The organism is Janthinobacterium sp. P210006 (assembly GCF_036231885.1).
GTDB lineage: Bacteria > Pseudomonadota > Gammaproteobacteria > Burkholderiales > Burkholderiaceae_D > Janthinobacterium > Janthinobacterium violaceinigrum.
In genome coordinates this window covers 79,834-91,676 of sequence record NZ_JAZARD010000004.1, presented here as the reverse complement: position 1 = coordinate 91,676, position 11,843 = coordinate 79,834, and the positions used below count along the sequence as shown (strand labels likewise).

The window sequence follows — 11,843 nt, the reverse complement described above, 5'->3', positions numbered from 1 at the left end:
CCTTACAGGGGAGCTGGTGTGCCCAGCAGGCGCTCGATGTCGGCGGCGGCGTGCTGCGCTTCCGTCAGCGCGCGCAGGTATTGGTTTTTGGCTTGCAGCAAGGTGCGCTGGGCATCGAGCACGTCGAGGAAGGCGAACTTGCCGAACTCGAAACCCTTGCTGGCCGCGTCGTAGGCGCTCTGGGCGCCAGGCAAGATGTCCTGGCGCAAGCTTTCCACGTCGAGCCTGGCCGTGGCCAGCCGTTCGCTGGCGGCGGCGACGGCCGTTTGCACAGCGATGCGGGCGGCGATCAGCTCGTCGCTGGCCTTGTCGCTGCGGCGCAGTGCGTCGAGTTTGTTGCCCGCATTGCGGTCGAACAGGGGCAGGGGCAAGGCCAGGCCGATGATGGCCTGGTTGCGTCCCAGTTCTTCCGAGCGCTTCATGCCGATGCTCACGGTGACGTCGGGCGTGGCGCGCCGCTGTTCCACGTCCAGCATGGCTTGCCGCTGGGCCAGCGCGCTTTGCGCCTGGCGCACGGCAGGCGCCTGGGCCAGGCGCGCCGCCAGGTCGCTGGCCGCAGGCGGCTCCGGCAAGGTTTCCAGGCGACCCTCGGCGACGGTAAAGCGTGGCGCGGCATTGCCCCACAGGGCGGCCAGGCGCTTGCGGGCGCTGGCCAGGGTGCTGCGGGCCAGGTTCAGCTCCAGCCGCACGCTGGCCTCGGCCACGCGGGCGCGCGTTTCCTCGACGGGCGAGGCCTTGCCGGCCGTGACGCGGCGCGCCGTGATGTCGCTGGCGCGCGCGGCCAGCGCCTGTGCGCTGTCGGCCAGGCGCAAGCCTTCCTGCGCCGCCAGCACGTCGACAAAGGCGGAAGTGACGGCCGCGCGCGTTTCGGCTTGCTGCAGGGACAGGCCCGCGTGCGCCAGGTCTTCGCCGCGCTGGGCGACGGCGGCGCGCGCGCCCCGTTTGCCGCCCAGTTCGATCAATTGATTGAGCTGCACGGTGGTGCTGCGCGTGGCGCGCCGCGTGTCTTCCAGCACGGTTTGCAGTTCCGGATTGGGCAAGGCGCGCGCCTGTTGCAGGGCGCCGCCCTGGGCCGCCAGTTCATGGCGGGCGGCCGACAGGGTGGCGTTGCCGGCCTCGGCCAGGGCCAGGGCGGCAGGCAAGGTCAGGGGCGCGGCCGCTTCCACGCTAGATTGCGCGTGGGCAAAGTTGCCGGCCAGCAGGCCAGCGGAGAGTAGCAAGAGATAGAGGGATCGGTACATCGAATTCTCCAGAATACGGAAAAAGAATTCGACGGGACGCGCAGGCTTGCGCCCGGATTATTTCAGGGCGCGCAGTGCGTTATGACAAAAGGGGACGTCCCGTCGGCCTAGATGGCCAACGACCAGTCGGGACGCTTGGGAACGTCCGGGATGTGGGAAGCGTAAAAGAAGGGGGCGGTGTCCGCAGTCACGGACGCCGTGTCGCCGACGGGCAGGCTGGAGCCGGCCGGCAGCCATGCATGGCCGATGCCATGGCAGACGTTGCAGTCGCTGTGCGGCTGGCCTTTGGATTGCTTGTCGGCCTTGTCGCCGGCCGGCTGCTTGTCCGCCCCGGCTTTGTGCTGGTGATTGTGGTGGCCCAGGTGCTGGGCCGCCTTGCCTTCCTCGTGCAGGCAATACGCGCTCGCCGCGGCCCAGGACATCTGGAGCGGAAGCACGAACAGCAGCAAAATGAGGAAGAATTTACGCATGGTGACGGCTATTGTACAGAAAGTAGCAAGGCTGCGCTGCGCTTAGCGCGGCTGGGCGCGCCATGCCTTCAAATGCGCGGCGATGGCCTTGCCCTGGAACATTTGCGGCTCGGAATGTTCTTCCGCTTCCATGCCGCCCTCGTTGAAATCGGCCGCTTCGCGCACTTGCACCAGCACTTTGGCCTGCTCGAACGCTTCCGTGAAGCTACTGCTTTTTGGCAATGCTTCCTTGAAATACGCTTCGCTGAAATAAGTAAAATCGTTCTGGTCGTCGCAGCCGAACGAGGTGCGGTCGCGGCGCGCGGCCGTGATGACCAGCGTTTGATCATCCTTCAATGCATCGATGAAACCGCCTGCATAGCAGGCCGAGATCACGATGACTTTCCAGCGGATGCCGCTGTGCTTGAGCATGGATGCCAGTTCCTGCGCGGGCAGGCTGTGCAGGTCCATGCCGTTTTGCGCCAGCGCCAGTTCGTGCTCGGGCGAGCCGTGGCTGGTGAGGAACAGGAACAGCACGTCGTTCTGCTTGTCCATCTTCGCGCCCAGCGCGTCGAGGCTGGCGGCGATGCTGGTGCGCGTGGCCATCGGCTGCTGCGCCACCGTGTTGCGGCTGTTGACGAGCATCAGGGAGCGGCCCACGGTGCCATAGTCGCGGTCGAACTGGCGCTGCACGAAGGCCGTTTCGCGGTGAAACACTTCCTGCGCGCCATCGCCGGCCACGCCCAGCAGGTACAGGTTGATCTTTTTTGCCCCGTCGCGCGGCGCGATGCGCGCCAGGGCGCCGTCGAGCAGGCTGCGCTGGTTGTACAGGGCCAGTTCGATATTGTCGCGCGTGAGCTTCTCCAGGGCCGGGTCGTCCAGCTGGCCTTCCGTCCAGTTGCCGCTGTCTTCGCGGCGGCCGTCCGCCTGCGCCACGGCATAGCGCAGCACGCCCTTGCCGTCGAACTGGCCATTCTTGAAGCCGCCCCGGTATTCGTCGCCTTCGGCCGTGCGCAGCACGCCCTGGCCCTCGAATTTCCAGTCCTTCAGCTCGCCTTCGTAGTGGATGCCGTCGCTGGTGGTGACGGTGGCCTTGCCCTGCACCTGGCCCTGGACGAATTCGCCTTCGAAGACGGTGCCGTCCGTGTCGGTCAGCTTGCCGGCGCCGTGCGGGCGCCAGTGCTTGAACTGGCCTTCGAAGGTGGCGCCGTCGGCGCCCTGGAAGCGGCCCATCCCCTCGAAGCTGCCCTTGACGAAGCTGCCCGCATAGATTTCGCCCTTGGGCGACGTGTAGCGGCCGATGCCATCGAAGGCGCCCTGGCGGAAGGCGCCCACGTATTCGACGCCCGAGGACTGGCGCAGCGTGCCCTGGCCGGAAAACACGCCGCGCGCGAAGCCCCCTTCGTAAAACGCGCCGCTCGCGTATTCGAGCCGGCCCTGGCCATGCATCTTGCCCGCGACGAGGGGGCCGAAATAGCGTCCTCCATCGGCCGTCTCCGCCGCCGGCACCTTGGCTGGCGCGGCGCACAGGGGCGGCATGCCCAGCGCGGCAAAGGCCAGCAGGCCGGCGAGGGTGTAGGGGCGAAGCGAGGCGCGTAGCGTGGCGGTCATGAGGACGGTCTGGTCTGTAGGAAGGGGCCTAGTCTGCCACTGTATCGCCAAGGTGGCAAATGCTGGCGTAGCGTGTGTTGCTCTGCCTCAAGGCAAGATTCTCCGTTTTATGCCGTGCCAAGGCGGAGCTGAACTGATAATATTGATTTTCAGAACATATACTTACACAAGGCACACAGTCACCCATGGAAAGTCGTCTCAGCCGCCTGGAAGCCGTTCAAACCGTGTTGCTGGAAATCGGGCAGCGCTCGAGCACCTGCAGCGATATCAGCGAATTCCTGCAGGCGGTGCATGCGGCGCTGGGGCGCATCATGTACGCGGCGAACTTTTATGTCGCGCTCAGCGACCGCGACGACGGCCTCGTGCGCTTTCCCTATTTTGTCGATGAATTCGATGCCGCGCCCGATCCGGACGAGGGCGTGCGCCTGGCCAGCGCGGCGCAGTCGCCCACGGCGTGGGTGATCGTCAACCGCAAGCAGCTGGTGATGACGGCCGACGACGACGCCATGCGCGCCATCGATGGCGGCGCCTGGGGCGGCGGCACGGCGGCCGAGCACTGGATCGGCTGCCCGCTGCTGGACCAGCAGCACCAGGTGCTGGGCGCCATCGTCATCCAGAGCTACGATGCCCAGCACCGCTTCAGCCTGGAAGACCAGGCCCTGTTCGCGCTGATCGCCACGCACGTGTCGAGCGCCCTGCAGGGCATGCAAAGCATGGACCGGCTGGAAAAGGCGGTACAGGAGCGCACGGCGCTGCTGGCGCACGAAGTGGCCGAGCGGCGCCGCGCGGAAAACCTGCAGCATGCGCTGTATGAAATCGCCAACCTGTCGGCGCAGGCCTCCGACGCGACGACCTTGTACACGCGCCTGCACGCCATCATCAGCGAGCTGGTGACGGCAAAGAATTTTCTCATCGCCCTGTATCACCCGGACAACAAGGACATCACGATCCCGTATTTTGTCGATGAAAAAGATGCGCAGGCGCCCGTGAAACGCTTTCATTACGGCATCGGCATGAGTTCGTATGTGCTGGCGCGGCGCCAGGCTTGCCTGCTCGATGCGGACAGCTATGCGGCGCTGGTGGCCAGCGGCGAGATGGAAGAGCCGCTGGGCAATACCAGCATCGCCAGCTGGATGGGCGCGCCCATGCTGCTGGGCGAGCGCAAGTATGGTGTGATCATCGTGCAAAGCTACGACTCGTCCGTCGTGTATGGCCAGGCGGAACTGGACGTGCTGGCCTTCATGGCCAGCCACGTGGCCGTGGCGATGGCCCGCATCCAGGCCGACAGCGCCATGCGCCGGGCCAAGGAAGCGCTGGAAGAGCAGAATGCGGCCCTGAACAGCGCCCTGAACGCCTTGCAGGAAGCGCAGTCGGAACTGGTGCGCCAGGAGAAGCTCGCGTCGCTGGGCCGCCTGGTGGCGGGCGTGGCGCATGAAATCAATACGCCGCTGGGCATTTGCGTCACGGCCACCAGCCACCTGGTGCAGGAATTGAAGCTCACGCGCGAAGACCTGGACGGCGGCCAGCTCGATGAAGACGGCTTGCGCCAGTTTTTCGACATCATCGACCAGACCCTGCGCATCATGACGACGAATACGCAGCGCGCCGCGGCGCTGGTGCGCAGCTTCAAGCAGGTGGCCGTGGACCAGTCCTCGGATGAGTTGCGCAGCTTCAATCTGCGCAAATACCTCGATGAAATCCTGCTCTCGCTGCAGCCCAAGCTCAAGGGCAAGCCCATCAAGGTGGACATCGAGTGCGCGCCCGACGTGCAGTTGCGCAGCTATCCGGGCGCCGTCTCGCAGATCGTCACGAACATGGTGGTCAATTCCCTCGTGCACGGCTTTGCCGAAGGCGAGCCGGGCAAGATCAAGATCGGCGTGCGCACGGCCGGCGAGACGCTGGAACTCGATTACAGCGACGACGGCATGGGCATGGACAGCGCCACCCTGGGCCAGCTGTTCGACCCCTTCTTCACGACCAAGCGGGGCTCGGGCGGCAGCGGCCTGGGCGCACACATCCTGTACAACCTGGTGACGGGGCCGCTGGGCGGTACGGTGAAGGTGGTCAGTGCGCCGGGGATGGGATTGCACTACAAGATCCGTTTCCCATTGGAGCCGAAGAGCGCTTGAAAGCCTGAAAACGGCGGGCCGGAGACGCGGGCCTGAGAAAATGCCGACGGCGGCGTTGCAGCTCCTTGCCGTACTGCCGTACTGGCGTACTGTCTGCGTCGCTGCGCCTTGCCCTCGACATTTTTCAGGTCCGCTTGGCCCGTGAAGCCGGGGTCAGACCCTGCGGGTCTGACCCCGGTATCTGCTCTTGGGTTAAATCTGGAATCCGGAGCCTAATCAGGGAAACGTTGATTCAGCGCAAGCGCTTCGTCGAGATTGGCAATCAGCAACTCCACATACTGCGGGTCCAGGTGGCTGCCGCTCACTTCGCGCAGGTAACCCACCACGCGTTCCAGCGGCCAGGCGTCCTTGTAGCAGCGCTTGTGCATGAGGGCGTCGAAGACGTCGGCCACGGCGGCGATGCGCGCGTATTTGTGGATGTGCTCGCCGGCCAGGCCTTGCGGGTAGCCGCTGCCGTCGTATTTTTCGTGGTGCTGGTGGGCGATCACGGCGGCGGCCTTGAGCAGCGGACGCTGCGAGCCGTCGAGGATGGACATGCCCACCGTCGGATGCTGCTTCATGATTTCCCATTCGGCCGCATCGAGCTTGCCGGGTTTCAGCAGCACGGCGTCGGGCGTGGAAATCTTGCCGATGTCATGCATGGGCGCCGCATGGCGCAGCACCATGGTTTCCTCCGCCGACATGCCGGAGGCTTGCGCCAGCAGCTGGCACACTTCGGCCATGCGGCGCACGTGGTTGCCCCCTTCGTGCGAGCGCGATTCGACCACGTCGCCCAGGCGCAGGATCAGTTCGGCCTGGGTATCGGTGATTTCCTGCGTCAGCAGGATATTGTCGAAGGCGATGGCCACGCCCGAGCAGAACACTTCCAGCAGCTGCGCATCGAGGTCGGAGATTTCTTCCACGCCCTTGAGTACCAGCAAGGACGCCTTGCCGCTGCTGTTCGGGAAGTAGCCGACATAGGTGTCGCCATGCAGGCGCGAAATCTTGTTGCTCTTGGCATCGTCCAGCTGCGACAGCAGGGACGGGCTGAGGATGCCATCGTCCGTGTCGCCGATCTGCGCGAGGATTTCATAATCCTGCTCGCCCGAGATGGCGCTGGCGCCGCGCAGGCGCAGCAGCATGCTCGTTTCCAGGCGCAGCAGGGCGACGACCTGCTGCAGCAGGCCGCTGGCGAAGTCGCGCAGGTTGCGCTGCTTGAAGATGTGCGCCGAGGCGGCGATCACGCGCTCGAGGCCTTCGCGGTAGTGGAGCTGGGCCTGGCGCGCCTCTTCCACCTTCATGATGTCGCGGTAGGCGCGCAGGGCGGCAAAGGTGGTGGTGAACAGCTTGGTGCGGTCCAGTTCCGTCTTTTCCTTGTAGTCGTTGATGTCGTAGTTGACGATCACCCGTTCTTCCGGCGCCTGTCCCGGCTGCCCCGTGCGCAGCACGATGCGCGTAAACTGGTTGCCCAGGTCTTCGCGCATCCAGCGCGCCACTTCCAGGCCGCTGTCTTCGCGCTCCATCACCACGTCGAGGAAGACCAGCGCGATGCCGTCTTCGCGCGCCAGCACCTGCTTGGCCTCGGCGCCGCTGTACGCATGCACGAAGCTCAGCGCGCGGCCTTCCAGGCGGAAACGGCTCAGCGTCAGTTCCGTGATGTCGTGAATGTCGGGTTCATCGTCGACGAGCAGGACTTTCCAGGGGGGTAACTTGGGCGAGGCTGAAGACAAAAATGACATAAGGACGAGTTCCGCTAAAAGGCATAACTGACGCAATGCTGAGACGCCTGCGCCAGACTAAGCTGTGCGCCACCACTGGCGTTGCGCGTTTTTCGGGCGCATTTTGTCGATTGTAGACTGACAGCTAAGTATTAACAATAAGCAAGAACAATTGACTAAAATCATGCAACATCCATGCCAAAAAGGCACTTTAAATCCATGCTGCTGACACTATCTATACTTTATCGCTTAGGCAACTATATTTTCAAGACAATACTTTGTTTTAGTTAATATTGCCAATGAATCTGTAAAAAAATACGGCGTCTTGCTGTTCTGGCGGAAATGGGGAAAAGTAACAAGGTATGAATTACGCGCCAGAATGGAAGGTAGCGCGTTATATTAAACAAGCATAAGAAAGTGGCGCCATGCCACGCACATTTCCTGAAAGGGTACATCATGCAAAAGCAAACGACGCGCGCCCTGATCGCCGGTCTGGCCTTGCTGGCCAGCAGCGCGGCCTGGGCAGGAACGGAAGTGCATTTCAGCAAGCCGGATCAATTCACGGATGTGCCGTTCGACCCGCACGAGCGGGAAGAGGTGTTGAAAGAACTGAGCCGGCATTTCGAAAAGCTGGGCGCATTGCTGCCGCCCGGGCAGACCTTGAAAATCGACGTCACGGACGTGGACCTGGCGGGACGTGAAAATCCCAACCTGCGTGCCGGCCAGGATATCCGCGTCATGAATGGCCGGGTCGACTGGCCGCGCATGCGCCTGCACTATGTGCTGGAACAGAATGGCAAGGTCATCAGCAGCGCCGATGCCGCGCTGTCCGACATGTCTTACCTGAGCCGCATCAATCCCTACTTCAGCAATGAAAAGTTGCGTTATGAAAAGCTGATGATCGACGAATGGTATGCCGACACCTTCGGCGTCAAGGTCAAGCGCAAGGCCCGCAAGTAAGCTGCCGGCTGGGCGCCGGGCCTGCGCTGCACGAAACGTATTGCGCTCCGGAAATTTTCACTTCAGGCTATAGTCAAACGGGAAACAGGCAGATGCCGGCAGTGCGGCGGCTGCCTGCCCGTGAACTTTCTGAAAGGAATGCATATGCGTATTTCCAGCATGACGAAGGCATGGATAGCCGCCTTGGCGCTGGCCGCTGGCAGCAGCGCCTGGGCGGGCGTCCAGGTGACGTTCGACAAGCCCGACGACTATTCCGATGTGCCGTTCAGTTCGCGAGACCGGGAGCAGGTTCTGGAGGGCCTGGCCAATCACTTTAGCTGGCTGGGCAAGGGCTTGCCCCACGGCCAGGACCTCCGGATCGAGATCACCGATGTCGACCTGGCGGGGCGCGAAGACCCGGCGCGGCGCGGCGCCTTCGATGTGCGCGTGATGACGGGCCGCGCGGACTGGCCGCGGCTGCGCTTGCGCTATACGCTCGAGCAGCAGGGCAAGGTCATCGCCAGCGGCAATGCCTATCTGTCGGACATGTCCTATTTGCAGCATATCAATCGCTATCCCAGCAACGATGCCTTGCGCTATGAAAAGCGCATGATCGACGATTGGTTCAAGAATACCTTCGGCGTCCAGCCCCAGGGCCGCAGCCGTCCCGTCATGACCTTGCAGCCGCGCGACGTTCAGCGCAAATAAGCCGCTTCGATGCGCGCCAGCTGGCCGCTTTGGCGCAGGGCCAGCAGGGCGGCATTCATCTGCGCGACGAAATCGGCCTTGTAGGCCGGCGTGTTGCGCGCGCTGTAGGCGATATACGTGTCTTCGGACGACAGTTCCAGCACTTCATGCAAGGCAAAGCCGTAGCGGGCCAGCTCGCCGCGCAGCCGGTACGCCGTGTGGCGGGCCGCGCCGCGGTCGCTGGCATAGCAATCGATGCGCCGCAGGGCCAGTTTCTTCAGGTTGGCTTCATTGCCCTTGGCCGCTTCCAGGTGCAGCAGCCCCTGGCGGGCCGGCGCCATCAATTTTTCCGACAGCAAGAAACCCGTGTTCACGCCGATGGTCAGGCCGGCAAAGTCGGCGGGAAAGCGCGTGCGCGGCGTGCGCATGACGGCGTCATGGCAGAACAGGACCACGGATTCGCGGTACAGCACGGCCGAATACGGCTGCACGTACGGCCGCTCCGTCTTGCGTCCCGGCGGGAACAGGCCGAACACCTGGCCTTTTTCCAGCGCATCGAGTCCCCGTTTCCAGGGGCGCGGCTGCAGTTCCAGCCGGTAAGCGGGCATCGCGCTGGCCGCCAGGCGCAGGATATCGATATACATGCCCTTGAAGACGCCGTTTTCCACATAGCTGTACGGCGCATAGTCGTCGTCGCCGTACAGGATGACGGTTTGCGGCGCGGCCAGGGCGGCCGGCCACGGGCCCAGCAGGGCCAAGGCCAGGCACAGTCTTGCCGTTATCGCTGATTGCATGCCGCTCCAGTTTTAATGTCTTCCTGGCAAGCATACAGCATGACGGCAGGGTGCCCGCTGAATCCGTTCCTTAATCGACCCAGTTCACCTGCGGGAACTTGCTGCCGAAATCTTCGGGCATGGGGACGACCTGGCTGAGCTTATAGTTGAAAAACACAAAGCCGGACTTGGCCATCGCGATCAGGGTGCTGTCGCGCGGACGCGTGATGCGGAAAGTGATGTCGCCGCCATATTTATTGAAATCCATGACGCCCACTTCGAACAGCAGCTGGTCGCGCGCATGGGCTTCGGCGCGGTAGGTGGTGGCCAGGTCGGTGACGATGATGCCGGTGCCGTCCGCTTCGATGTCGCGCACGCCATATTCGAACAGGAAGCGGGCGCGTGCCTCGGAAATCATGGAAATCATGGAATCGTTGCCGAGATGGTTGCCGGCATTGATGTCCGTGGTGCGTACCGTCAGTTGCGAGGAATAGCAGTACTGGTCTTCAGGAAATTCAAGTTTCAAACGGGCCATGGTGTTCTCTTGAGCTGGGGCGCAGGGCGCGGCGGAAAAAAACCCATTCTAGCCGGTTCCCCGCGCCCCGTCGAAAAACGCCCCTGGCCGCGTGCGTGAGCCCGCTTCAGCGGCGCACGCGTATTGGCCCACGCTGATTGGCGCATGCTTACTTGCGCACGATCCGGTAGACCTTGCCCGTGCCGCTCAGCATGTACAGTTCGTTTTGAGCATCCTGGCCGAAGGACAGGATATTGCCCACGTTCGTGATGCCCCAGTCCGTCACGGCGGAGGCCGTGCCATTGCCGTAGCTGAAACCCTTCAGCCAGCCGCTGCAATAGTCCGAATACAGGTACTGTCCCGCCAGTTCCGGCAGGGCCGTGCCGCGGTACACATAGCCGCCCGTGATCGAGCAGCCGCCGGCCGCATCGTGGCCGTATTCGATGGCAGGCAGGACCAGGCCCGCCTGGCTGCAACTGCTGCTGTTGTAGCAGTGCGCGCCTTCCATGACGTTCCAGCCATAGTTGTTGCCCGCCTGGGAGACGGGACGCACGTCGACCTCTTCCCAGTTGGCCTGGCCCACGTCGGCGATGTACAGCAGCTGGGCCGGCACGTCGAAGGCGTAGCGCCACGGATTGCGCAAGCCATACGCCCAGATCTCGCCCCGCGCGCCCGCCGTGCCGGCAAACGGATTACCAGCCGGAATGGCGTACGGCTGGGCTACGCTGCTGGCGCTGACGTCCAGGCGCAGCAGTTTACCGAGCAGCACATTCGTGTTTTGCGCATTGCCGGGCGGGTCACCCGCGCTGCCGCCGTCGCCCGTGCCCGCGTACAGGTAGCCGTCCGGGCCAAAGCTGAGCAGGCCGCCATAGTGGTTGCTGAAGGTGGGGTGGGCAATCGTGAGGATGGTCAGCGCGGACAGGGGATCGGCCACGTTGGCGTTGCCGGCCGACACTTGTCGCCGCTCGATGACGATATCGCCCGCCAGATTGGTGTAATAGATGAAGAAATAGCCATTGCTCGCGTATTGCGGATGGAAGGCCAGCGACAGCAAGCCCCGCTCGCCGCTGGTGCTGGTCAACGTGCCGATGTCGAGGAAGGGCGTGGCCAGCAGGTTGCCGTTTTGCAGCACGCGGATGCGGCCGGGGCGTTCGAGGATGAAGAGGCGGCTGTCGCCGCTCGGCGCCGTGAGGAAGATGGGGGCGTCCAGGCCGCTGGCCACCTCTTGCAGGGCCAGGGCCAGCGGCGCCGTGGCTGCATAGCTGACGCTGGCGCTGGCCGTCGCGCCCGCATTGACTTGCACCTGCTGCGTGACGGGCGTGGGCGCCAGCGTGCCCGTGCCTTGCGCCACGCTGGCGGCGTTGAGCGCGTAGGCGCCGGGCGCCAGGTCCGTCAGGGTGGCGCTTGCCGTCAGCAGCTTGCTGTAGGCCCCGGGACCGCTGAGCGTGACGGCGCCCGCCACGCCGGCCGGCAAGCCGCCGATGGTCACGGCCAGGCTGCCGGTCGCGGCGCCGGGCGGGTAGTGGCCGCCCCCGCCGCCGCAGGAAGACAGCAGGGCCAGGCAGCATGCCAGCAGCAGGGCTGGCCAGGCGATGGGCAGTCGGGATAGTACGTTGCGCATGTCAGTCTCCTGGAGGAACGATGAAATGGCGAGTCAGCGGGGCGAGTCAGGGCGATGCATCAAGGGAAATACGTCAAGGGACATACATCATGGGAATGCCGTTGCGTCAAGAATGCGCGTTTTTATGCCCGCAAGATTGAGCTTGCGCAAGCGTACGCCTGGCGCCCGCCGCGCGTCCGTGC

At 63.9% G+C, this 11,843-nt stretch carries 10 protein-coding genes; 3 read left to right on the top strand and 7 right to left on the bottom strand.

Translation table 11 applies throughout. From position 1 onward, the window contains the following. Positions 1 to 2: 2 nt before the first annotated feature. The 3 genes from VPH41_RS20130 to VPH41_RS20120 all read right to left on the bottom strand — a co-directional run bounded on the left by VPH41_RS20130 (position 3) and on the right by VPH41_RS20120 (position 3,301). Positions 3 to 1,241: a TolC family protein gene (locus tag VPH41_RS20130; protein ID WP_328571303.1), complete on the bottom strand. Its 1,239-nt coding sequence runs from the start codon at positions 1,239 to 1,241 to the stop codon at positions 3 to 5. 107 nt (positions 1,242 to 1,348) lie between these two features. Then, on the bottom strand, positions 1,349 to 1,711 hold the full coding sequence (gene czcI, locus VPH41_RS20125; RefSeq protein WP_328571302.1) for a cation efflux protein, CzcI family: 363 nt from the start codon (positions 1,709 to 1,711) through the stop codon (positions 1,349 to 1,351). A gap of 42 nt (positions 1,712 to 1,753) precedes the next feature. Further along, positions 1,754 to 3,301 (bottom strand): C13 family peptidase, encoded by a 1,548-nt coding sequence (locus tag VPH41_RS20120; protein ID WP_328571301.1) that lies wholly within the window; start codon positions 3,299 to 3,301, stop codon positions 1,754 to 1,756. 185 nt (positions 3,302 to 3,486) lie between these two features. On the opposite strand from VPH41_RS20120, the gene VPH41_RS20115 reads away from it, so the two are divergent. Continuing rightward, complete coding sequence (locus VPH41_RS20115) at positions 3,487 to 5,430, top strand: GAF domain-containing sensor histidine kinase (protein ID WP_328571300.1); 1,944 nt, start codon at positions 3,487 to 3,489, stop codon at positions 5,428 to 5,430. Between the two features lie 212 nt (positions 5,431 to 5,642). Here the strand turns inward: VPH41_RS20115 and VPH41_RS20110 are convergent, their stop codons facing one another. Continuing rightward, positions 5,643 to 7,148, bottom strand: coding sequence for a DUF3369 domain-containing protein (locus VPH41_RS20110; protein ID WP_152257009.1), 1,506 nt, complete (start codon positions 7,146 to 7,148; stop codon positions 5,643 to 5,645). Positions 7,149 to 7,583: 435 nt separating this feature from the next. On the opposite strand from VPH41_RS20110, the gene VPH41_RS20105 reads away from it, so the two are divergent. Both VPH41_RS20105 and VPH41_RS20100 read left to right on the top strand, forming a co-directional pair. Further along, positions 7,584 to 8,087, top strand: a complete 504-nt coding sequence (locus VPH41_RS20105) for a DUF3016 domain-containing protein (protein WP_152284007.1) — start codon at positions 7,584 to 7,586, stop codon at positions 8,085 to 8,087. 144 nt (positions 8,088 to 8,231) lie between these two features. Then, complete coding sequence (locus VPH41_RS20100; RefSeq protein ID WP_328571299.1) at positions 8,232 to 8,774, top strand: DUF3016 domain-containing protein; 543 nt, start codon at positions 8,232 to 8,234, stop codon at positions 8,772 to 8,774. Here the strand turns inward: VPH41_RS20100 and VPH41_RS20095 are convergent. The 3 genes from VPH41_RS20095 to VPH41_RS20085 form a co-directional block, all read right to left on the bottom strand. Continuing rightward, positions 8,762 to 9,547 (bottom strand): substrate-binding periplasmic protein, encoded by a 786-nt coding sequence (locus VPH41_RS20095; RefSeq protein WP_328571298.1) that lies wholly within the window; start codon positions 9,545 to 9,547, stop codon positions 8,762 to 8,764. The two genes, VPH41_RS20100 and VPH41_RS20095, sit on opposite strands and share 13 nt — an antisense overlap. A gap of 70 nt (positions 9,548 to 9,617) precedes the next feature. Next, positions 9,618 to 10,061, bottom strand: a complete 444-nt coding sequence (locus VPH41_RS20090) for a thioesterase family protein (RefSeq protein WP_152284004.1) — start codon at positions 10,059 to 10,061, stop codon at positions 9,618 to 9,620. Between the two features lie 148 nt (positions 10,062 to 10,209). Continuing rightward, entirely contained in the window at positions 10,210 to 11,661 is a 1,452-nt protein-coding gene (locus VPH41_RS20085; RefSeq protein ID WP_328571297.1) for a PQQ-dependent sugar dehydrogenase, read from the bottom strand. Between the last annotated feature and the right edge of the window lie 182 nt (positions 11,662 to 11,843).

Bases quoted from the DNA above. Each gene is read 5' to 3' on its own strand.
- VPH41_RS20120 (WP_328571301.1), bottom strand. From the start codon at position 3,301: ATGACCGCCACGCTACGCGCCTCGCTTCGCCCCTACACCCTCGCCGGC.
- czcI (WP_328571302.1), bottom strand. From the start codon at position 1,711: ATGCGTAAATTCTTCCTCATTTTGCTGCTGTTCGTGCTTCCGCTCCAG.
- VPH41_RS20115 (WP_328571300.1), top strand. From the start codon at position 3,487: ATGGAAAGTCGTCTCAGCCGCCTGGAAGCCGTTCAAACCGTGTTGCTG.
- VPH41_RS20090 (WP_152284004.1), bottom strand. From the start codon at position 10,061: ATGGCCCGTTTGAAACTTGAATTTCCTGAAGACCAGTACTGCTATTCC.
- VPH41_RS20085 (WP_328571297.1), bottom strand. From the start codon at position 11,661: ATGCGCAACGTACTATCCCGACTGCCCATCGCCTGGCCAGCCCTGCTG.
- VPH41_RS20100 (WP_328571299.1), top strand. From the start codon at position 8,232: ATGCGTATTTCCAGCATGACGAAGGCATGGATAGCCGCCTTGGCGCTG.
- VPH41_RS20095 (WP_328571298.1), bottom strand. From the start codon at position 9,547: ATGCAATCAGCGATAACGGCAAGACTGTGCCTGGCCTTGGCCCTGCTG.
- VPH41_RS20130 (WP_328571303.1), bottom strand. From the start codon at position 1,241: ATGTACCGATCCCTCTATCTCTTGCTACTCTCCGCTGGCCTGCTGGCC.
- VPH41_RS20110 (WP_152257009.1), bottom strand. From the start codon at position 7,148: ATGTCATTTTTGTCTTCAGCCTCGCCCAAGTTACCCCCCTGGAAAGTC.
- VPH41_RS20105 (WP_152284007.1), top strand. From the start codon at position 7,584: ATGCAAAAGCAAACGACGCGCGCCCTGATCGCCGGTCTGGCCTTGCTG.